Annotated in this window: 22 protein-coding genes, 3 tRNA genes and 1 riboswitch; of the genes, 13 read left to right on the forward strand and 12 right to left on the reverse strand. The window is 63.6% G+C overall.

The annotated features are described in order from the left end of the window. Positions 1-77: 77 nt before the first annotated feature. Entirely contained in the window at positions 78-572 is a 495-nt protein-coding gene (locus CEY05_RS24215; RefSeq protein WP_088599799.1) for a hypothetical protein, read from the forward strand. A 12-nt stretch (positions 573-584) separates the two neighbouring features. Here the strand turns inward: CEY05_RS24215 and CEY05_RS24220 are convergent, their stop codons facing one another. From CEY05_RS24220 to CEY05_RS24235, 4 genes are all read right to left on the reverse strand, one after another. After that, positions 585-1,220, reverse strand: a complete 636-nt coding sequence (locus CEY05_RS24220; RefSeq protein WP_255407785.1) for a PIN domain-containing protein — start codon at positions 1,218-1,220, stop codon at positions 585-587. A 51-nt stretch (positions 1,221-1,271) separates the two neighbouring features. Further along, positions 1,272-1,790: a hypothetical protein gene (locus CEY05_RS24225; RefSeq protein ID WP_143220625.1), complete on the reverse strand. Its 519-nt coding sequence runs from the start codon at positions 1,788-1,790 to the stop codon at positions 1,272-1,274. Positions 1,791-1,801: 11 nt separating this feature from the next. Next, a complete protein-coding gene (locus CEY05_RS31510; RefSeq protein WP_198952896.1) occupies positions 1,802-2,212 on the reverse strand; it encodes a hypothetical protein in 411 nt (136 codons plus the stop codon). A gap of 374 nt (positions 2,213-2,586) precedes the next feature. Beyond that, a tRNA-Leu gene (locus tag CEY05_RS24235) sits at positions 2,587-2,671 on the reverse strand. A gap of 235 nt (positions 2,672-2,906) precedes the next feature. On the opposite strand from CEY05_RS24235, the gene CEY05_RS24240 reads away from it, so the two are divergent. Continuing rightward, a tRNA-Ser gene (locus tag CEY05_RS24240) sits at positions 2,907-2,994 on the forward strand. Between the two features lie 14 nt (positions 2,995-3,008). Here CEY05_RS24240 and CEY05_RS24245 read toward each other — a convergent pair. Together CEY05_RS24245 and CEY05_RS24250 are read right to left on the reverse strand one after the other, a co-directional pair. Continuing rightward, complete coding sequence (locus CEY05_RS24245; RefSeq protein WP_088599802.1) at positions 3,009-3,749, reverse strand: NADPH-dependent F420 reductase; 741 nt, start codon at positions 3,747-3,749, stop codon at positions 3,009-3,011. 86 nt (positions 3,750-3,835) lie between these two features. Further along, positions 3,836-5,590 (reverse strand): MOSC and FAD-binding oxidoreductase domain-containing protein, encoded by a 1,755-nt coding sequence (locus CEY05_RS24250; protein WP_088599803.1) that lies wholly within the window; start codon positions 5,588-5,590, stop codon positions 3,836-3,838. A gap of 280 nt (positions 5,591-5,870) precedes the next feature. Here CEY05_RS24250 and CEY05_RS24255 point away from each other — a divergent pair, with 280 nt between their 5' ends. From CEY05_RS24255 to CEY05_RS24285, 7 genes are all read left to right on the forward strand, one after another. Beyond that, positions 5,871-6,728, forward strand: coding sequence for a MurR/RpiR family transcriptional regulator (locus CEY05_RS24255; protein ID WP_088599804.1), 858 nt, complete (start codon positions 5,871-5,873; stop codon positions 6,726-6,728). 73 nt (positions 6,729-6,801) lie between these two features. Beyond that, complete coding sequence (locus tag CEY05_RS24260) at positions 6,802-8,412, forward strand: ABC transporter substrate-binding protein (protein ID WP_158219411.1); 1,611 nt, start codon at positions 6,802-6,804, stop codon at positions 8,410-8,412. 12 nt (positions 8,413-8,424) lie between these two features. Further along, entirely contained in the window at positions 8,425-9,288 is an 864-nt protein-coding gene (locus CEY05_RS24265) for an ABC transporter ATP-binding protein (protein ID WP_198952888.1), read from the forward strand. Further along, positions 9,285-10,292, forward strand: a complete 1,008-nt coding sequence (locus CEY05_RS24270; RefSeq protein ID WP_198952889.1) for an ABC transporter ATP-binding protein — start codon at positions 9,285-9,287, stop codon at positions 10,290-10,292. The genes CEY05_RS24265 and CEY05_RS24270 overlap by 4 nt, the downstream gene beginning before the upstream one ends. Then, positions 10,289-11,038, forward strand: coding sequence for a glycerophosphodiester phosphodiesterase family protein (locus tag CEY05_RS24275; protein ID WP_088599807.1), 750 nt, complete (start codon positions 10,289-10,291; stop codon positions 11,036-11,038). Before CEY05_RS24270 ends, CEY05_RS24275 begins: the two co-directional genes overlap by 4 nt. A gap of 8 nt (positions 11,039-11,046) precedes the next feature. Beyond that, on the forward strand, positions 11,047-11,979 hold the full coding sequence (locus tag CEY05_RS24280; protein ID WP_088599808.1) for an ABC transporter permease: 933 nt from the start codon (positions 11,047-11,049) through the stop codon (positions 11,977-11,979). 4 nt (positions 11,980-11,983) lie between these two features. After that, positions 11,984-12,859 (forward strand): ABC transporter permease, encoded by an 876-nt coding sequence (locus CEY05_RS24285; RefSeq protein WP_088599809.1) that lies wholly within the window; start codon positions 11,984-11,986, stop codon positions 12,857-12,859. Here the strand turns inward: CEY05_RS24285 and CEY05_RS24290 are convergent. The 3 genes from CEY05_RS24290 to mntP form a co-directional block, all read right to left on the reverse strand. Beyond that, complete coding sequence (locus tag CEY05_RS24290) at positions 12,856-13,476, reverse strand: hemolysin III family protein (RefSeq protein ID WP_158219412.1); 621 nt, start codon at positions 13,474-13,476, stop codon at positions 12,856-12,858. The genes CEY05_RS24285 and CEY05_RS24290 overlap by 4 nt on opposite strands. Before the next feature lie 148 nt (positions 13,477-13,624). After that, a complete protein-coding gene (locus CEY05_RS24295) occupies positions 13,625-14,686 on the reverse strand; it encodes an NAD(P)-dependent alcohol dehydrogenase (RefSeq protein ID WP_088599811.1) in 1,062 nt (353 codons plus the stop codon). A gap of 388 nt (positions 14,687-15,074) precedes the next feature. After that, the gene (gene mntP, locus CEY05_RS24300; RefSeq protein WP_088599812.1) at positions 15,075-15,644 is read right to left on the reverse strand and encodes a manganese efflux pump MntP; all 570 of its coding nucleotides are present in this window, start codon (positions 15,642-15,644) and stop codon (positions 15,075-15,077) included. An 11-nt stretch (positions 15,645-15,655) separates the two neighbouring features. Then, positions 15,656-15,817: riboswitch (yybP-ykoY riboswitch) on the reverse strand. Between the two features lie 322 nt (positions 15,818-16,139). On the opposite strand from mntP, the gene tpiA reads away from it, so the two are divergent. From tpiA to CEY05_RS24320, 4 genes are all read left to right on the forward strand, one after another. Further along, positions 16,140-16,904, forward strand: a complete 765-nt coding sequence (tpiA, locus tag CEY05_RS24305) for a triose-phosphate isomerase (protein ID WP_088599813.1) — start codon at positions 16,140-16,142, stop codon at positions 16,902-16,904. 27 nt (positions 16,905-16,931) lie between these two features. Beyond that, positions 16,932-17,417 (forward strand): preprotein translocase subunit SecG, encoded by a 486-nt coding sequence (secG, locus tag CEY05_RS24310; RefSeq protein ID WP_088599814.1) that lies wholly within the window; start codon positions 16,932-16,934, stop codon positions 17,415-17,417. Between the two features lie 133 nt (positions 17,418-17,550). Then, positions 17,551-17,635: transfer RNA gene (locus CEY05_RS24315), tRNA-Leu, on the forward strand. 138 nt (positions 17,636-17,773) lie between these two features. Continuing rightward, positions 17,774-18,763: a site-specific integrase gene (locus CEY05_RS24320; protein WP_088599815.1), complete on the forward strand. Its 990-nt coding sequence runs from the start codon at positions 17,774-17,776 to the stop codon at positions 18,761-18,763. Here CEY05_RS24320 and CEY05_RS24325 read toward each other — a convergent pair. From CEY05_RS24325 to CEY05_RS31300, 3 genes are all read right to left on the reverse strand, one after another. Further along, positions 18,737-18,973 (reverse strand): helix-turn-helix domain-containing protein, encoded by a 237-nt coding sequence (locus CEY05_RS24325; protein ID WP_088599816.1) that lies wholly within the window; start codon positions 18,971-18,973, stop codon positions 18,737-18,739. The genes CEY05_RS24320 and CEY05_RS24325 overlap by 27 nt on opposite strands. 712 nt (positions 18,974-19,685) lie before the next feature. Continuing rightward, positions 19,686-20,018, reverse strand: coding sequence for a DUF3307 domain-containing protein (locus tag CEY05_RS24335; RefSeq protein ID WP_088599818.1), 333 nt, complete (start codon positions 20,016-20,018; stop codon positions 19,686-19,688). Then, the coding region (locus tag CEY05_RS31300) for a hypothetical protein (RefSeq protein WP_158219414.1) at positions 20,011-20,772 on the reverse strand (762 nt) is incomplete at its 5' end. The genes CEY05_RS24335 and CEY05_RS31300, both read right to left, overlap by 8 nt.

A 20,772-nucleotide genomic window follows, 5' to 3' on the forward strand; every position in this document is an offset into this window, starting at 1 on the left:
ACGCCGGCTGCCAACTCACCCGCCACATGCGATTCGTGTTCGCATGATCTTTATCTTGGCAAGGAGGCAGCACCGTCATGACATATCCCATCCATTCCCACTCCGCCGAGCCGGCCCGCCACCAAAGCTTCGACGTGACCGTCGCGCAGCATGCCGACACGCAGGGTCAGCTGGACCGCGCGCTGGCGCGATTAAGGCACCAGTTGCCGGAAGACTGCTACGTCATCCAGGAAATCAATCTACGCGGGACGGTGTTTACCGGCGGCAATCCGGCCGATCTCGATCACAATCGAAAATTGGCGCGGCGTAATGAAGACTACGTGCATCAGTACCTGATCCTGGCTGGCGTGCGGCCGGAACTGCAAGGCCGCGCCCAGCGCCATGTGCTTGCGCCGCAGGCGCAGAGCGATACCCAGCACAATGCCGTGCGGGTGGATGTCGTTTATCGCAAGCGTGGCCAGGATGAATTGGCGCGGGCGCTGGGCGTGATGAATCCCCGCTGTTCGAAACGGGCCGCTGCGGTGCCTGATGCGGTCTGGCTGCGTCGCTGTCCGGCGCGACAGCACGCCTGAGGAGACGTCCTTTCAGGCCGCCTGCGCGGCCAGCATCAGGCTGCGCAGGCGATGCAGACGTTCGCGATTCAAGGTCACCGCAAGGGGTTCGGGCTGGCGGCCAGCTTCGACCAGTTGCTCCATGGTGTGGGCCAGGGCGTCGCGTAGCGGCGCGGGATCCTGGCTCCACCAGAAAGACAGCAGACGATCGGGGTCATAGACATCCATGCCCAGGCGCCGCAGTTCGGACCGATTGAAGTCCTTCAGATTCCAGGTCAGCACGCTGGCCGCGGGCGTGATCTGCTCGCCGCAGCGCGCACGCCATGCCAGGCCGGCGGCGATCACGTGCCTGTCCTTGGGGTCGCTGTAGCGCAGACCGGCTTCGTAGGCGCTGAATTCGCCAGCATCGGCGTCCGGAAAGCGGGCCTGCATGGCTTGCCAGTCGCCTTCGACCAGCGCCGGGTCGCACTCCCAGATGCGCGCCGCGTTGCGCACCCATTCCTGGCCGATACGCGCGCTCCACACCGGCCGATAGGCCTGCTGGTCGGCCAGGCGCAGCAATAGCGGGCGCAGTACCGAAGACATCAATACGCAGGCATCGAGGACCAACAGGGGAGGGCCGCCCACGGATATGGCGCGGCCTGCGATGGGGATGAGGGTGTAGGGCAAGAGCGGAAGCGGGCCGTCGGGGCGGCAGTCAGGCAGAGGGAATGGCGGATTTTACCTGGGGGCTTCGGGCGGGGGGATTTTCTCCGTGTCGGTGGGCGGAGCGGGTTGGGGGGATGCCAGTGGAGGTCGCACGGCCTGCGGTTCGGCCATGGACGTCCGTGTGTGCTGCTGGTTCGATGCAGCCACCTGGAATGCTGCGAGCATGTTGGACGTCAACGTTGCGTTGAATGACCCGACGCCGAAGACGACCGTGAGGGCCGTCCCGATGCCTGTGACGATCATGGTCGTCTTCAAGGAGGAAAACTTCTTTTCGATGGAATCGAATTTTGAGTCGATGGAATCGAACTTTGCGTCCATGCGATCGAATTTCGCGTCTATGGAGAGGAATCTGGCGTCGAATCTTGCCTCCATCGCTTTGTTGTCGGCGCGAATGTCGATGCAAGTCTGCTCCATGCGAGTCACGATACCCAGCATCTGGTGCATCGCGGCGTCCAGCCGAGCATCCTGCACGGCTAGCTTGCTATTCAGTTCGTACCGACTGACCGGGTCACTCATTCGTATGCGCGGCATGCTGTTCCTCCTTAATGCACCGGGGCGGCGATGATGGGGCCGGGGGGCAGGGACGAAGGGGGCGCCGGCATATGCAGTGGCGGCTGAAGTGATTGCTGTGCGGCTAGCGCTGCCTGGAATCCTGCCACGAGACTGGAGCACACGGATGAATTGAAGGCCGCGACGCCAAGGACGACCGCGATGCCCGTGACGATCACGGTTTTCCTGGTGTCTTTGCCATCGGCACGAATCTCTTGCACTTCGGCGCGTAGCTCATCGCGCATCTTCATGTTTTCAGCGCGCATGTCCTTGCAAGTCTGATCCATGCGGGTCACGATGCTCAACATCTGGTGCATCGCGGAATCCAGGCGCGCATCCTGTGCGGCAAGCTTGCTGTTCAACTCATACCGACTGACGGGGTCTCTCATTCTGATGCGGGACATGCTGTTCCTCCTCCTGGTTGGCGATGCACATAGGTGCCGCCCCCGTCGGAATTGGATCCCTGGCAAAGTGCCATTTTGCCGTCGGATCAGTCCGATTTTTCGGCACGTCGCAAACTGGCGTCGCAGGCCGTTCGTATTTTCGTTGGTGCCTCGCTGCCAGGGGCTGCCCGGATCGCAGAAGTAAACGACCATGTTGGTAGCAATACTAAAAATGGGGTGTTGCACTGACCGTCTGAATCCACAACATCGCTTTTACGGGGGGATTACCGTGGGACTGGTGGGGCATGGGGAAATGCGGAACGCGTTGCTGAACGGATGCGGAACGCCTCGGGTTTCGTTAACGGTCACTATCGCCGCCAAGCCGTGCCGATACGTGGTGCCCGGGACCGGAATCGAACCGGTACGCCTTGCGGCGGGAGATTTTAAGTCTCCTGTGTCTACCAATTTCACCACCCGGGCGGTGTGGCAAAAGCTCCGCCGAATGGGGAACAGGTGCGGGCGCTGTTTTGAGCGAAGCGGGATTGTACCGCCTGTTTGCACCCGTGGCGGCGCAGGCGCGCGGCACGGTGCCAGGGGCCGTTTTGCGGATTCCGGCCGGGTGGCGCGCGGCACGGCGGCCCCTGAAATCCGATACAATGGCCGCCCTGCAAGCAGCGTAGCATGATGAGCGCGGCAGCCTTGTGGAGAAGTTGCGGGAAGGATGGCAGAGTGGTCGATTGCACCGGTCTTGAAAACCGGCGATGGGAAACCATCCGTGGGTTCGAATCCCACTCCTTCCGCCAAGCCCCTCGGCCATTTACCTTGCCGGTAAATTCAAGCGCTTGCGCAGATCCGCGGCATTGCCGATAGCCTGCCAGCCGGGGGCCCCCGGCTGAAAAGTCCTCGCCGTCTCCAAACCGCCTGTCACGACCGGTTCCAGACCGATATCGCGTATCAGTTGCGACGTGACGGCAAGTGCGTCGGCATCGTCGCCCGCGATGGGAATGGCCAGCGGATCGCCCGGCCGGTGTGCGGCGCTGGCGATCGTGCGCGTGCTCATCGTATTGAAAGCCCTGACCAGACGTGTCCCAGGCAGCAGTTCCGCCGAAACCTTGCCCACCCCCTCCTGTTCGGCGCGCCGCGCCGGGGCGCCGTCGCGTCCGGAGAATGGATTGGTAGCGTCGATGACCACCTTGCCGCGCAGTTCAGCACGCAGATCCTGTCCCAATTGAGGTAGCGCGCCATACGGCACGGCCACCAAGACGATCTGCCCCCACCTGGCCGCTTCACCGGGCGTGCCGGCACTTGCCAGCTTGCCCAGCTTTTGCACCATCTCCCGCAGTTCTTCAGGGTGCCGGGACGAGAACATCACCGGATACCCTGCCTGCACGAGCATGGCGCCCAGCGTCCCGCCCACCGTGCCGGCACCTATGATGCCGACTTGCGGCCTGGCCTGGTTCGATGGCGTGGCCGCCTGTGCGTGGACGGGCGGCAGCACAACGGCTGACAAGATGGCAGCCAGCGCGGCGGCTGCAAGAAAATCACGGCGATAGATCATCGTGGGCTCCATCTCGGGCGCGCGCCAGGGCGGCGCGCTATTCAAGGGCGGATAAACAGGTCATCGCGTGCCGTGGCGGCCGTCCGTCATAGATCGACGACCAAGTCATCGCGCGGCATTGCACAGCAGATCAATACATTGCCCGTTGCCGGAAGATCCAGCGGATCCGGCTCGTACGCGACAGAACCGGAGATCAGGCCGCTCTCGCAGTTATGGCAGACGCCGCTGCGGCAGGACCAGCGCGCGGGCACATCGCAGGCTTCGGCCAGTTCCAGAATACTTCGATAGGCCGCGCCATTCCAATGCGCGCTGACACCGCTGCGGGCGAACGATATTCGCGGCCCGGCGCAATCTTCATGTTCGGGGGCATGCGGGGGCCGCGTTGCGGTAGCGGCGATGCCGGGCGTCAGCGACGCGCCGCCGTTGAAGGTTTCGGTATATAGCCGCTCTGACGCTACACCCAGTGACGCCAGCGCCTGCTTCATGTCCGCCATGAAAGCGATCGGACCGCACACATAGGCCTCCGAGTCCGCAGCGATGGGAAGCTCGCGCAGCGCCGTCAGCGACAGGCGGCCTGAGCCATCGAAATCCCGGCCGGCCACATCGCTCGGGGACGGCCGGGTGTAGCGCACATGGCCGCATCCCTGCGCCAGCGAGTCCACCAGGCGCCGTGCCTCCGCCGCGAATGGGTGATGCCGGCCGTCGCGCGCCACGTGTATCCACGAGACCCGGCGCGCCGTGTGCGCCATGGCCAGCGCATTCAGCATCGCCAGTACCGGCGTCACGCCGATGCCGGCGCTCATGAGCAACACGGGGCCTTCCCCGCCTTGCAGCGTGAAACCGCCACGCGGCGCGCTGACATCGAGGACGTCACCGACCTTCACGTGATCACGGACATATCTGCCGGCCCTGCCGTCAGGCTCGACCTTCACGCCTATCCGGTAACCAGGCGAATCCGTCCGGCCGCAGACCGAATAGCTGCGCAGGACCGGCGGTTCGCCGGCAGCCACCTGCAAGCGCAGGACCAGATACTGGCCGGGGAGCGCCGGCGTCAGCGCCTGTCCATCCGCACTTTGCAGCGACAGGGCGATGACATCGTCGGAAACGGATTCCACTGCGGTCACCGAGAGCCGCTGGAAGCCTGGCGCAGCGGCCTGACGGGCGGCCGCCGGCGCCAGGCCCGCATTGCCGCTGGCCATGGGACGCCGCAGCAGCGCGTCGAACGATCCGCGCCAACCCTTCGAAAGCGCCTCGATGCGCAGCGCCCGCTCCAACTGTTCGCGCGGGTGGCGGGATGAATACAACAGGGCGTCGGTTTGCGCGACGGTCATGCGTTCGGCGGCGGCGCCGACCTTGACGATTTCGTCGCCGGCACCCACATCGCCTTCGCTCAGGACGCGCAGGTAGAACCCCGGCAGTCCGGCTGCCACCAGTAGCGCCGGCATCCTTGGTTCGTTGGTGCGAATACCGACGCGATAACAGGTCACGCGCGGCTGGGTGACTTCAAACAGGGCGCTGCCGATCCGATAGCGGTCGCCGATGCAGACTTCGGTGTCCGGCAGGCCAGTTACCGTGAAGTTCTCACCGAACTGGCCGTGGACGAAATCGTTACGGTGGAGTTCGGCTTCCCAGTGGCGATAGGCTTCGACCTGGTACACAAAGACCGCGCGCTGCTCGCCGCCATGCCCGCCGAGGTCGCCCTGGCCGTCCCCCGCCAGGTTCAGGCGCCCGACGCGGCAGCGGCCTATGACCGGGTACTTCCAGATGCCTGTGTGTACCGTGCGGCCCTTCCAGTCGATGTCGCGCGGCAGGCCGACGTTTACCGAGAGTAATCGTGCCATGGCATGGCTCCGTCGTTACGGAATTCGGCGCCGGGTGCTGAAGCGAAACCGGGCCGCGGTAAATAGTACGTCGGCGCGCGGCAGGGCGCTATCCGTAATATTGGCGAGTCGAAACGGGGCCTGACCACCCCGCCTCCGTGGCTCGGCATCCGTCCCGCCGCATCCGTAATCGTCGCTGCAATAAAAATTGCAATGGTAAAGATCCTGCAATATAGTTTGCATACGATTCAGCATAGCTTCACCTGACTGCTCACAAGAATTTCTTATAAAGTCCTCTGGAATGCGTTTCGAAGACCTGGTCGCGGAAAAGAACGACACACTGACGCCGTCCGACATACGGTTGGTCAACGTTCTGCTGACAGACCCCACCATCGGCAGCCTCATGCCTGCACAGAAAGTTGCAGCGCGTGCAGGCGTGCACCCATCCACGGCCAGCCGCCTGGCGCGCAAGCTGGGCTTCGAAACCTATAGCGCCATGCGCGAGGCGCTGGAATTCGAGCAGGATGCGGCGGCGCGCGTGCGCAAGCGTGTCGATAGTGCAGCGGGGCGCTCCCTGCTGGAATCCGTGGTCGCTGGAGAAATGCTGGCGCTCAGCCGCCTGATGGCGCAGGTCAGCCAGGAACAGATCACGGCAGCGACCAACGCCTTGCGTCGCGCAAACAAAATCATCGTCATCGGTGAAAGCCACGCTGGCAGCCTGGCCGAGCTATTCGCGCGGCGCTTGAAGCGTTCCGGCTACGCCGCCACCGGCCTGGCGCACGCCGACTGGCAAGCCGCCGACGAACTGATCGGCCTGACACAGAAAGACCTGGTGTTCGGCATGATCTTTCGCCACGACAGCCCCGGCGTGGTGCGCGCCCTGACGCTGGCCGCCGAACGCGGCGCCGGCACCGTGCTGCTCACCGACCGCAGCGTGGCGCCCGCGGCCAAGATCTCCATCACCGCCAGACGCGGCGAGCCAGGCGAGTTCCACTCCCTGACGGTGCCGATGGCGATCTGCAACACGCTGGTGCTGGAGCTTTCCAGAGTGGATCGAGGCCGTTCCATGGATGCCTTGGCCCAGCTGGAAGACCTGCGCCTGTCGTTCGAGAATGCCGGCGTGCCGCAAAAGAAGCGTGGCGACCGGTCCCAGCCCTGAATACAAGAACAAAGAAGTACCAAGCTACAGAACACCTTTCGATATCACTGACCGCGCAGGCGGAGGAATTGGCATGTTGAATCTGAAACGGCACGCCGTACGCGGCGTTCTCTCGTGTCTGTCGGCGTTGATCCTGCCCATGGGGCAGGCCCAGGCCGCGAGCGATACGCGCCCCAATCTGACCGTCGCGGTAAATGAACTTGCGCGCACGCTGGACCCCGCCGCCGGTAACGGCAACGTCGACGTCCGCATCTACTATTCGATTTTCGACACGCTGATCCGCCGCGATTTCAATCATCCGGATGCCGATGGCGGTGCGAAGCTGGTTCCCGGCCTGGCGACCAGCTGGTCCTGGACCACGCCCACCACGTTCGATGTGAAGCTGCGCACGGGCGTGACCTGCCACGATGGCAGCCCGTTCAATGCTGACGATGTCCTGGCGACGTTCTCGCCGGAGCGCCTGTGGGGCCCGGACGCCTATTACGCCGAAGGTCCGGCCTATTTCGGCACCCTGCGTAAAGTCGAAAAGGTCGACGACACCACCGTGCGTTTCACCACCGCTGAACACGACGCCTCGCTGGAGCAGCGCCTGTCCAGCTATATGTCCTTCGTCATCTGCGACGAGGCCTGGAACAAATACAAGAAGGACGGTGTCGCCGCCAAGGTCTGGATGGACGACGCGGCCAAGGCCTTGCGCTGGAACCCGGTGGGCACCGGCCCCTACAAGTTCGCCGGCTATCAAAAGAACGACCACGTCACGCTGGAAGCCTTCGATGCCTATTACGAAGGCAAGCCGGCAGCGAAGAAGGTTGTCTTCAAATCGGTCCCCGAAGTGGCGGCTCGCGTGGCCGGCCTGGTGGCGGGCGACTACGACATCGCCGCCGAAATTCCGCCGGACCAATGGCAGGCGCTGGCAGCCTACAAGGACGTGGCACTGAAGACCGTGCCTTTGGAAAACAGCCACGTCGTGGTTTTCAACACCAACGATCCGCTGCTGTCCGACAAGAAATTGCGCCATGCCTTGAGCCTGGCGATCGACCGCCAGGCGCTGATCGATGCCTTGTGGAAGGGCAAGACGTATGCGCCCAATGGCTATCAGCTGCCCAGCTTCGGCAATCTCTACGACAAGAACCGCGTGGGCTACGCCTACGATCCGGAGCAGGCCAGGAAGCTCCTGCAGCAGAGCCGCTACAAAGGCCAGGAGATCTCCTATCGCCTGATCCCGAATTACTACCTCTATAACGTCGAGGCAGCGCAGATCATGCAGGAAATGTGGCGCGCCGTCGGTATCAACGTCCGCATCGATTTCGTCGACAGCTTCAAGGACGTGCGCAAGCCCGGCGTGCAGATGTTCGCCTGGTCCAACACCTATCGCATTCCGGATCCGACGGGCTCGCTGCTGATACTCTGGGGCGCGGATTCCGAGACGCAGAAGTCGCAGAAGCTCTATACCGCGAACCCGCAATTCAACACGCTGGCCAAGACCTTGTATACGGCCACGGATCCGGCGCAACGGCGGGCGACGTATACCAAGGTGCTCGATGTCTTCGAGGACGACATGCCCATGACCATGCTGTACAACCCGGTCACCGGCTATGCCATGAAAAAGAAAGTGGTCTGGCAGCCGTATTCGCAGTACTACATGGATCTGCGCCCCGACAACCTCTCGTTCGGGACGCCTTGATTGAAGCCCATCTTGCAAGTCGTCCCTCAAGTCGTCGCCGACGGCGCTGCCGAGCCCGTCCTCGCCGTACACGGCCTGCATGCAGGTTTCCGCGGGGCGACGGGATGGACCGGCGTGCTGCACGACGTCGGCTTCAGCGTCGATGCCGGCCGCACGCTATGCATCGTGGGTGAGAGCGGCAGCGGCAAAAGCATCACCTGCCAGGCCATATTGGGCATCCTTCCCCGCAATGGCCGGATGACGGCGGGGCGTATCCTGTTCGAGGGACGCGACCTTGCAATGTTGCCGGAACAGGCGCTGCAGCGTATCCGCGGCGGCACCATCGGCATGGTGTTCCAGGATCCGTTGGGCTCGCTCAATCCGGTTCACACCGTGGGCAGCCAGCTGCATGAAGCCCTGGCGCTGCATACGAACCTGTCGGGCTCGCAGCGCGCCGCGCGCGCGTTGGAATTGCTGGAAATGGTGGGCATTCCCGAACCCAGGCAGCGCCTGGCCTCGTATGTGCACCAGTTCTCCGGCGGCATGGCACAACGCGTGATGATCGCCATGGCGCTGGCCTGTGGGCCCAAACTGCTGATCGCCGACGAGCCCACCACCGCGCTGGACGTGACCATACAGGCGCAGATCCTGGATCTGCTCAACCGCCTGAAAGCGCAACTGGGCATGGCCATGCTTTTCATCACGCACGATCTGGGTGTGGTGGCGGAGATGGCCGACGACGTCGTGGTCATGCGGCATGGTCGTGTGGTCGAAGCCGCGCCGGCGAAACAGCTATTCGCCAGGCCGCGCGAGGATTACACGCGCGAGCTGCTTGCCGCCATGCCGCGCCTGGACATCCGCGCGCCCGTCTATCGGCCACGGGAGACATGGCTATGAGCAAGCCCGGCTATGACGGCGATCTGCTGGAGGTCGATGGGCTGCGGCGCTACTTTGGCGGTGCGCGGTCCTGGCTGGGCAAGCGCCGCGCGATCCATGCCGTCGAGAGCGTGTCTTTCAGTCTTCGTATCGGCGAGACCTTGGGCCTGGTGGGCGAAAGCGGCTGCGGCAAGACCACCACGGGGCGCATGATCGTGGGGCTGGATCGCCCCACGCAAGGGACCATCCGATTCAAGGGCAAGGATCTGGCGTCCCTGTCGGCGTCGCAATGGCGCGCGAAACGCGCCGAAGTCCAGATCATTTTCCAGAACCCGCTATCGTCGCTGGATCCGCGCCTGCCCATCGCCAGGCAGATTCGCGAGCCTCTGGACCTGCACGACATCGGCGCGCCCGACGAACGCGATGCCGAGGTTGCCGAACTCATGCGGGCGGTGTCGCTGCCGGCCGAGATGGCGCATCGTTATCCCCATCAGATAAGTGGGGGCCAGGCCCAGCGTGTGGTGATCGCCAGGGCGCTGGCCTTGAAGCCCAGCCTGATCGTGTGCGACGAGCCGGTATCGGCGCTGGACGTGTCGGTGCAGGCCACTGTCATTGCCTTGCTGGAGAGCCTGCAGCAGGACTATGGCATTGCCTATCTGTTCATCTCCCACGACCTGCGTGTCGTCAGGCGGCTGTCGCATCGCGTTGCGGTCATGTATCTGGGCCAGATCGTCGAGGAAGGCTGGACCGACGAGTTGTACGACCAGCCCTTGCATCCCTATACGCGCGCGCTGCTGTCCGCCATTCCTGACGTGTCGAAAGCACCCGGCCAGGGCCGCGGTGGGCGTGTCGTGCTCAAAGGCGAGCCTCCCAGCCCCGCGCATCCGCCCAGTGGTTGCCACTTCCATACCCGCTGTCCCTACGCGCTGCGCCGCTGCGTTACCGAGGCGCCGGCGCTGCGCGTGATAGACGGCATCCATGCCGTGCGCTGCCATTTCGCGGAGCAAATCAAGGAAATACGATGAATCGTCCCCTCGTTATCGCCCACCGGGGATATTCCTCGCGCTATGTTGAAAACACCCAGGCCGCCTATGACGGCGCCATCGCCATCGGCGCGGACGTCGTCGAAACCGATGCGCGGCTGACCCGGGACGGGCAGGTGTACGCCTGTCACGATGCCAACCTGGCCCGTATCGCCTTGAACGGCGAGGCCCGCGCGATTGCCGATCTGGACGCCGCCGAACTCGACGCCGTGGCCTTGATGGGCAACGAACGCCTGTCGCCATTGCCGGTGACCTTGACCCGCATCGCGCCGCGCCGGCCTGTCCTCATCGACGTGAAGACGCCCGATCTGATCTTGATCGAGGCCGTGGTGCGTGATGTCCTGGCGCATGGCGCCATCGGCCGCGCCTGGATCGGCGTGCGTGACGTGGCACAGATGCGCAGGGCGCGTGAACTGGAGCCCGGCCTGAAGCTGCTGGCGTTCCTGCCGGATTACGCACAGGCCGACGCGTTCGAGCAGGCGGGCGCACAGGTGTTCCGCGTGTGGGAGGGTGAGGTGGCACAGCCAGCCGCCGCGCGCGTGCTGCGCGACAAACCCACCTGGGTCACCATGGGGGGCAAGGGCACGCCCTGCGCGGTAGGCGACACCACGCCCGAACGCCTGGCGCGCATTCTGGACTTGCAGCCCCGGGGCGTGCTGGTGAACGACCCGTTGCTGATGATCGCGCCGGGTACGTCCGGCATTGCCGCCACCCCTTCGTCAACCTGAGGCACAGCATGGACTGGCGCGCAACGATACGCAAGCTTGTACGTGGTCTCCTGACGGTGTGGATCGTCGTCACGTTCACGTTCGTGGCCTTGAATCTTTCGGGCGATCCCATCGAAGCCCTGGTCGGCGATCAGGCGTCGCCCGAAGTCGTCCAGCAGTACCGGCAGAAGTTCGGCCTGGATCGCCCGCTGTGGGAGCAATACGTTTCGTATCTGCAAAACCTGATGCAGGGCGATTTCGGCTTGTCGCTGTCCGACCAGAAGCCGGCCACGGAGCTGATCGCTGAAGCGTTGCCCTATACCTTGCGCTTGGGGCTGACCGGCTTCGGGCTGGGCCTGCTGGCTGGACTGGCGCTGGGCATCGTCGCCGCGCTGCATCGCAATCGGCCGGTGGACCGCTTCGTCATGAGCTTCGCGGTGCTGGGGTTCAGCCTGCCCAATTTCTTCCTGGGCATCCTGCTGATATTGCTGTTCTCGCTGCACTTGCGCATGTTGCCCAGTGCCGGCGCGGACACGCTCTGGCACCTGATCCTGCCGGCCATCACGCTGGGCACGCACTTCGCCGGCGTGTTCGCCCGCTTCACGCGCTCGGCCATGCTGGAGGTGCTCAATCGGCAGTACATGGTCGCCGCGCGGGCCAAAGGGGTGCCGCAAGCCCGGCGGGTACTGTGGCATGCGCTGCCCAACGCTGCCATTCCCATCATCACCATCGTCGGCCTGAAGCTGGGCGATCTGGTGGCCGGGTCCATCATCGTCGAGACGGTGTTCGGCTGGCCCGGCATCGGCCGCCTGCTTATCGGTGCGGTGACCTCACGGGATTTCGCCGTGGTGCAGGCCATCCTGATCCTGACGGCGGTCACCATGGTGCTGAGTAATCTGGCGGTGGATTTTTTCTACACCCTGGTCGATCCACGCATGCGCTCGGCGCGCAAGGAAGGGTAGGGCCATGTCGCTCGTATTGCCACGTCGGTGGAAAAAGTCCGCGGCGGACCGGCCGGACTCGCACTATCCGGTGGTGGTCGTCGTGGCCGTGGTCTTCATCGTGCTGCTGCTGGCCGTGGCCTGCCTGGCCGATGTCCTGGCACCCTACGACTATCGCACCCAGGCGCTGCGCTTGCGTCTGGCGCCCCCGGTGTTCCTGGGCGGCACTTCCGCCCACTGGCTGGGCACCGACGAACTGGGGCGGGATATCCTCAGCCGGCTCTTGTATGCGATTCGCTTCAGCATCCTGGTGGCGTTGGGAGGCACCGCCATCGGGGCGTTGATCGGCACTGTCCTGGGCTTTCTGGCGGCGCATTTCCGCGGGCTGGTCGAAGAGGCCATCATGATGCTCGCCGATGTGCAGGCGTCGCTGCCTTTCCTGCTGATCGCGCTGGCCCTGATCGCCGTGTTCGGCGGCAGCTTCATGCTGTTCATCCTGATCATGGGCTTCTACGGCTGGGAAGTGTTCGCGCGCTTGACGCGGGGCGTGGTGATCTCCGCCAGGAACCAGGGTTATGCGGTGGCGGTGACCGCCCTGGGCGCATCGCCCTGGCAGCTGTATTCGAAGCACATCCTGCCGAATATCCTCAGCGTGCTGATCGTGCAGTTCACGCTGAACTTTCCGCAAGTCATCCTGCTGGAAACGTCCTTGAGCTTTCTCGGCCTGGGAATACGGCCGCCGCTGACCAGCCTGGGGCAGATGCTGGGAGCCGGACGGGCCTTCCTGACCACGGCATGGTGGATCGCGATCTTTCCCGGGACGATCATTTTCCTGACGACGATGTCGATATCCATCGTCGGCGACTGGATCCGCGATCGCCTGGATCCGGCCTTGCGCTAGCCCTGACGCAATTGCGCCGCGATGCTGAGGAAATGGCAGGCGCTGCCGACGATCACGAAGACATGCCAGACCCCGTGGGCGTGGACGAGCGAGCGACGGTTCCGGTAGAAGAGGGTGCCCGCGGTATAGACGGCGGCGCCGCCCCACAGTGCCACCAGGCTCCAGGCATTCATTTCGGGCATCACCGGGATCAGGGCCGCGACCGCGCCCCAGCCCAGCCAGACATAACGGCGCACTGACGGCCGCCGCGAGCGGCCCAGCCAGGCCTCGTTGATGAGTCCCCACAAGCACAGCAACCAGACGGCGCTGAGCAGGATCACCAGGGTGGGACCCTCCAGGCTGAGCAGGGCCAGCGCGGTGTATGTGCCGCCAATCAGCAGATAGATGGCGCAATGGTCGACGATGGCCCACGTGGCCTTGCTGGTGCCGCGCGTGCCATGAAACAGCATGGAGCTGCCATAGACGGTCAAGAGGGACAGCCCATAGATGGCGAACCCGGCCGCCGACCCCGGCTTTCCATCCAGCCACATCCGCGGGCCCAGCCAGACCAGGGCGGCCGCAGCCAGGCAAAGTCCCACGAAGTGGGTGGCCGTGTTCAAACGTTCACCTTGATACATGTCTACCTCCAATGAGGCAGCGTATACCAGTCCATGTGACGGGATTGTGGCGGTGCCGCGCCGGCTCGTCGGCGGGGCGATGAAAAATGGCCGGCGTGAGCCGGCCATTTTCATCGTTGGCGCAAGCGCGATTGCTGCTTGCTGCTGCTTACTGCTGCTGCAGCGTCGCCGAGTCGATCACGAAGCGGTACTTCACATCGCTCTTGAGCATGCGCTCGTAGGCATGGTTGATGTCCTGCATCTTGATCAGCTCGATGTCGGACGTGATGCCGTGCTCACCGCAGAAGTCCAGCATTTCCTGCGTTTCGGCAATGCCGCCGATCAGCGAGCCGGCCAGGCGGCGACGCTTGAAGATCAGGTTGAAGACCTGGGGAGACGGGTGATCGTGCTCCGGCGCACCCACCAGGACCATCGTGCCGTCGCGGCGCAGCAGGTTCAGGAAGGGGTTGAGGTCGTGTTGTGCCGCCACCGTATTGATGATGAGGTCGAAGCTGTTGGCATGCTCGCCCATCTCTTCGGCATTCTTGGAGATGACGACTTCGTTGGCGCCCAGGCGCTTGCCATCCTCGATCTTGGACGGCGAGGTGGTGAACAGCACCACGTGCGCGCCCATCGCGGCGGCCAGTTTCACGCCCATATGGCCCAGGCCACCCAGGCCGACGATGCCGACTTTCTTGCCGGGGCCGGCATTCCAGGTGCGCAACGGCGAGTAGGTGGTGATGCCCGCGCACAGCAGGGGCGCTACACCGGCCAGTTCCAGGTTCTTGGGGACGCTGAGCACATAGGCCTCGTCCACCACCATCTGCGACGAGTAGCCGCCGTAGGTGGTTGCACCGGTCTGCTTGTCGGTGCCGTTGTAGGTCGGCACGAAGCCCGTTTCGCCTTCGCAGTACTGCTCCAGGCCTTCCTTGCAGCTGGGGCAGGCGCGGCAGGAATCGACCATGCAGCCCACGCCGACGATGTCGCCAAGCTTGAACTTGGTGGCTTGCGAACCGACGGCGGTCACGCGGCCGACGATTTCATGGCCGGGGACGACGGGATAAATGGTGTTGCGCCATTCGTCGCGCGCCTGGTGCAGGTCCGAGTGGCAGACGCCGCAGTACAGCACTTCCAGCTGGACATCGAATTCACGCAGGTCGCGAACTTCGTAGTTGAAAGGTGCGAGCGCGGCCTTGGGGCCAGTGGCGCCGAATGCGTAAGAGGTAGTCATGGGGATCTCCGACAGCGAGAAAATTGCGGAATTCGTGGAAAGACGGGACGGCTGTGAAACGAGGGGGGAGGCCGTGTATTGGCTGTGGCTGCGATACGCGCCCACAGGCATTGCGCCGTGATCCACGTCGGGATCAATACTAGGCTGATTCAGATGACAATTGCGTGCCTAAATGAAGCGGATGCTTGCCTATTTCTCCGACATTTTTCTGATGGACGGGGCTGCGGAAGAAGGCTTCCGCAGGGGTCTGGCCTGCAAAATTCTGCTGCTCGTTACCTGCGCCGATGTTCGGCGTCCACGTCTGACGTCCATGGCTTGCTACAGGGCCACGCCAGGATAGTCGCAGCGGCAATGCCTGTGGATTTGGACATGCGAGGGCCGTTGTGCATCATGCGTGCAGGTGTTCGAACAGGATGGACGTACCGACGCCGATCAACACCAGGCCGCCGAACATTTCCGCCCGCCTGCCGACGAATTTGCCCAGCACCCGGCCCAGCATCACGCCTATCGTCACCATCAGCAGCGTGGCCAGGCCGATGACGGAGGCGGTGATGAAGATGTTGTTGTCGATGAAAGCCAGGCTCACGCCGACGGCCATGGCGTCGATGCTGGTGGCGAAGCCGGTGAGGGCCAGATTCCAGAAGGAATGCTTGCGGGGCGGTTCGCTTGCTTCTTCCTCGCCCTGGCTGCGCAAGGCGTTGCGTATCATCAGCAAGCCCAATACGGACAGCATGACGAAAGCCAGCCAGTGGTCCCATTCCTGGACGTACTTGGCGGCGGCCGAGCCGATCAGCCAGCCTATGAGGGGCGTAATGGCCTCGATCACGCCGAAGATGATGCCGGTGCGCAGGGCGTCGCTGAAGCGGGGCTTATACAGGGCGGTGCCTTTGCCGACGGCGGCCGCGAAAGCGTCGGTCGACATGGCGAAGGCCAGCAGGATGGTTGCCGCGAAATTCATGAAACGGGGAGTCTCGGCCGGGCGACGCATAGATTCCCGAATGCGCCCGGCTGAGGCATAAGGAAACCCATGGTCTCGCCAAGCCGCAAGGGCTGCCAGCGCCATGGCCGTGAGGCCAAGAATGTTGACGCGGGCGCTTCCAGGGGGTGGAAGCAGGCTACTCCCCAAAGTGAGCCGCCAGTTTAGCAGCGCTTCGTGACAGCTGGGCGTAAAGATGGCCTCGTCCAAAGGGATATTCGGGCAGAAGGCCGAGGGTTGGGGTATGTGGCTTGGTTACCCCGAAAAGCGGCTGTTACGGCAGGTTCTCCCACCTGAAGCGGCCGAACAGGATACAATCGCGGGTTTACCGGGATTTTTTCCGGTGGGTCCGTCTTGCCTGACGGCCGTGGATCGAGCCGGGAGATTTCAAGTCTCCTGCCGTACGCGGCCTGTGCCAGGGGCGGGGAACCCGCCGGGCCATATTCCGATCCAACCTACGGTTTGCGAAGCCTATATATGACGACGACAGATCGCCAACACCCGTCCGACACCGAGCGTGCGCGCCTGGTGCTGGGTAACTGGAAGATGCACGGCACGCTGGCCGACAATGCTGCCTTGCTGGCGGCTTTGCGCCAGGGCGTGGCCGGCCATTGCGAGATGGGTGTTTGCGTGCCATTCCCCTATCTGGCCCAGGCCGAGGTGCTGCTCAAGGGCAGTCCCATTTCCTGGGGCGCGCAGGACATCAGCGTGCATGACAAGGGCGCCTACACGGGCGAAGTGGCGGGCGCCATGTTGCAGGATTTCGGCTGCCGCTGGGCCCTGGCGGGCCATTCCGAGCGCCGTGCCATGCATGGCGAGAGCGATCAGTTGGTGGCTGACAAGGCACGCGCCGCCCTGGCCGCCGGCCTGACCCCGGTGGTGTGCGTCGGCGAAACCCTGGACGAGCGCGAAGGCGGCAATACGCTGGGTGTCATCGAACGCCAGCTGGCGCCGGTGCTGGCCTTGGGCGCGGACGCGCTGGCCAGGATGGTGCTGGCCTACGAGCCGGTCTGGGCGATAGGTACGGGTCGCACCGCGACGCCGGAGCAGGCGCAGGAAGTCCATGGCGCCATCCGCGTGGCGCTGCAAGGCCTGGGCGTCCCGCAAGTACGTATTCTTTACGGCGGCAGCGTCAAGGCGGCCAATGCCGCTACGTTGTTCGCCATGCCCGACATCGACGGTGCCCTGGTGGGCGGCGCGTCGCTGGTGGCCGATGAATTTTTACGCATAGCCGCTGTTTGAGCAGCGTTTCGGATTTCGGAGTAAGTAATGCCTTTGATTCAATCGATTTTGATGGTCGTTCAGTTGCTGTCGGCACTGGGCATCATCGTTCTGGTTCTCTTGCAGCAAGGCAAGGGCGCCGACATGGGTTCGTCTTTCGGTAGCGGTTCCGCCGGTAGCCTGTTCGGTGCTTCGGGCGCCGCCAACTTCCTTTCGCGCACCACCAAGTGGGCGGCGGTGGTGTTTTTCGCCACCACGGCGGGTCTGGCATATGTGACGCACAAGGGCGTCGGTGGTCCGGCCGCGGTGGATACGGGCGTGATGGGTGGGTATCAAGCGCCGGCCGATCGTTCGGTGCCGCAGGTTCCGGGTGCTCCCGCTCCTGCTGGCGGTAACGCGATTCCGGCGGCGCCGGCTGGCAGCACGCCTGCCGCCCCGGCTGCCAAGCCCGATGCGTCGATCCCGGGCGCGCCTGCCGCGCCTGCCACGCCCGCGGCGCCGGCTACGAGCACCCCGGCCGCGCCCGCGAAGTAAACCGGGTCGATCAGCGATCGAAGCGGTTGAAGTGGCCAAGTAGTCCGATGGTTCCGCGCCGACACGATGGCCGGAACCATGCTAGAATTTCGGACTTTCCAGCAGCCGCATCGCTGGAAACAAGAATTACCCTGCCGACGTGGTGAAATTGGTAGACACGCTATCTTGAGGGGGTAGTGGCGAAAGCTGTGCGAGTTCGAGTCTCGCCGTCGGCACCAAGATTTAGAAAGTCGTTGATCGTATAGAATCCAAAACTATCAAAATCAACGACTTGCGGGAAAGATCGGCAGTCCGTTGACTGCCAGATATCAAATATTCGCAGTCTTCGGCCCCATCGCGGCCCCGCTCAAGGCCCCATGGCGAGCATTCAGAAGACCGATAAAGGCTACCGCGTCCAGATCAAGAAGCTGGGCATCCGCGATAGCGAGACGTTTCCCACGCAGCGCGAAGCCAAGGAATGGGCGGCGCGCCGTGAAGCGGAGATAGTCGCCCAAGCCACCAAGCCACTTGGCGAACAGCATACCCTGCAAGATGCCCTTCGGCGCTATGCCGAAGAGGTCAGCCCCAGCAAGCGCGGCTACCGGTGGGAGGCTGTGCGCCTGGCGGCCTTCGAGCAGCCTGGGCATAAACTGCCCCTGGCCCTGCCGATTGGCCGCGTCACCCCCCAGCATATCGCCGATTTCAGGGACGCCCGTGGGGCCAAGGTGGGGCCTGCCGCCGTCCTGCGCGAAATCACCCTGCTGTCATCTGTCTTCCAGACCGCGCGCCTGGAATGGCGCTGGGTCGATTCCAACCCATGCCGAGATATCCGCAAGCCCGCCCAGGTGAAACACCGGGAGCGGGTATTGGCATGGTGGGAGATCCGCAAGATGTTGCGAGAGATGGGCTACCAGCGGCGGGGAAGGGTGGCCACGACGGGCCAGGCCGTGGCGCTGTGCATGTTGATGGCGATCAGGACCGGCATGCGTGCCGGAGAGCTATGCGGGCTGACCTGGGATCAGGTCTTCGTGGACCATTGCCACCTGCCCATGACCAAGAGCGGCCGCGCCCGCGATGTCCCGCTGTCGACCAAGGCGCGCAAGGTGCTGGAGCGGATGAAAGGATGGGATGATGTCCTGGTTTTTGGCTTGAAGACCGCAAGCCTGGACGCCCTGTTTCGCAAGTACCGCGAGCGGGCCGGGCTGTCGGGCTTCACCTGGCACGACACCCGCCACACTGCGGCGACGATGATTTCCAAGAAGCTGACCGTGCTGGACCTGTGCAAGGTCTTCGGGTGGACCGACCCGAAGATGGCCATGCGCTATTACAACCCGCACGCTTCAAGCCTCGCCGCTTTGCTGGGATAGGTAGCGCAACAGCTCAGCGCCGGTGATGCGGCCGTCCACGGTCTTGATCTTCCCCTCGCTGATGCGGCGCTTGAGCGTGTTATAGCTGATGCCCAAGCGCTCGCAGGCATCGGACAGGTGGTAGCACACCATCCCCTCGATGGCGAGCATGGCGCCCTGGCGCGCTGCCTCGGACAGCAATTGCTTGAGTTCGTGTTGCTCGATCTGCATGGCCCAGTCCTCTCTCGTCGTTTCAATCAGTCGTCGTATTGCTTCAGTCAACGCTTGGTATTCCAGTCATCGCCGTCCGTGTATCGGCGGAATAGGTCGGTGCCGTCGATATTCGGGAACGGAATCTCATCTCGCCGTTGCCGTACTGAGGCGGCTGCAAGTTCTTGCGGCGTTTGCCCCGCAGGCGTGCGCATGTTCCAACGTGCCACCGCCGCCTCTTCGGATGCAGATGGCGTGATGCTGACACAGCATGAACCGCCGAGGTTCCTGGTGTTGCGGCATACGACGCCCCACCATCGCCGCCCATCAATGGTCTTCTCAATCTCTACGGGACCGCCGCAGAATGGGCACGGTAATAGATCATTGGCCACCGCTCTCTCCCTTCTGGTGGGGGTCACACAGGGCGGCGGCGGCGGCGCGCCCATCACAAGCGGCGCACCGATAAGGCCTGTACCATTTCCTCGCATAGGCTGGGAACTTGCGGTATCGACTGTCTGTGACGTATTGGATGTATACGGGAGTGGTGGACTCCCAAGCGATAGTTTCTGCCTGACTCTGCTGGTACAGAGCCAAGATTGCCCGTAGGTCAGCCGCGCGAACTGATATCGAAACAGCGCTGTCTCGGTGGGCTATTTCGGAAAGCCGCGCATATATCTCATCGGCGCCCGCCGCCCGCGCCGCGGCCTCCAACAGTTGCTTATCGCCAGTCGATTCAGCCATGCGCCACCCCATAAGTTGCGACCGCAGCCCAGATCACCTTGCACAGGATATGGACCGCTTGGTCGGTATTCAGCCCGATGCGCTTCTCGCATTTCAGCCAGTCGGTGATGGCGTGGACGCAGACCTCTGCGATGGCCAACGGCAGCAGTCCTGTAATCAGCAGCACCGCACCGCCGTGGATCATCGAATGGGCGAACAGGGCATGCGGCCAGAACAACTTACCGAGGTCGGTGTTGCGGTCCTTGGCACGGGCCAGGAAATCACCCTGCAGCGGGTAGTCGCAGAGCGCGTGCGCGGCGATCAGGAGGAAGAGCATTTCACTCATCGTTCGCCCCCTGAGCAGCGGCGCGCTGGGCGATGGCTGTGGCGATGCCCTCACTGATCTCCCGGGCGAGGTCGCGCTCGTCATCGTCATCCAGGTCAGTGCTGACGCCGCCATCGAACTGGTACAGCTTTGCGCCGCCGTAGCCGTTCTCCAGCCTGATCTGAATTTCGTAATCCGCCGGCAATTCCCTGCAGGCGCGCTCGACTGCTTCGCCAAGCGCTTTCTGACGCTCCGCATCGCCCCCGCCCTGCTGCTCCGGCTTGGCGGCGCGGGCCATCCAGCCTTCCCAGCGGCCCTTCAGATAGTCCACGTCATCGCCATACCCGTCACCGTCCCGCAGCTGCGCCACATCAGCAGCGGTGTGATTGGTCTTGTTGTCGTAGGCAGCGTTCCAGGCTTTCGCATAGTCCGCCTCAAACGCCGCCCGCTCATCGCCCTGCGCAACCGTCAAGGAATGCGGGACGGTTGGGGCGGCGAGCAATTGCGACTCGGCGCTATACAGGGCTTCGGACAACTCCCGGTATGCTTCCTCCCAGGTTTCGCTAACGTCACTCGGCGTCAGCGCGCGCAGACGGTCCAGTTTCGTGATGGCGCCCGCAATCGTCTCAGCCGCTCCCACCGCATCCCCCTCGGGGTGTGAAGTTTGCTTCTCAGGCGGGGCGGCGTAGAGTTTTCGTACCTCGTGCGTGCTTGCGAATTCCCATTCGTCGGTTGGTTCAATCTCGAACCATCGGCCGCTTTGCGGTCCGTCTTT

The organism is Achromobacter sp. HZ34 (genome assembly GCF_002209485.1).
In the GTDB taxonomy this organism is placed as follows: Bacteria; Pseudomonadota; Gammaproteobacteria; order Burkholderiales; family Burkholderiaceae_B; genus Bordetella_C.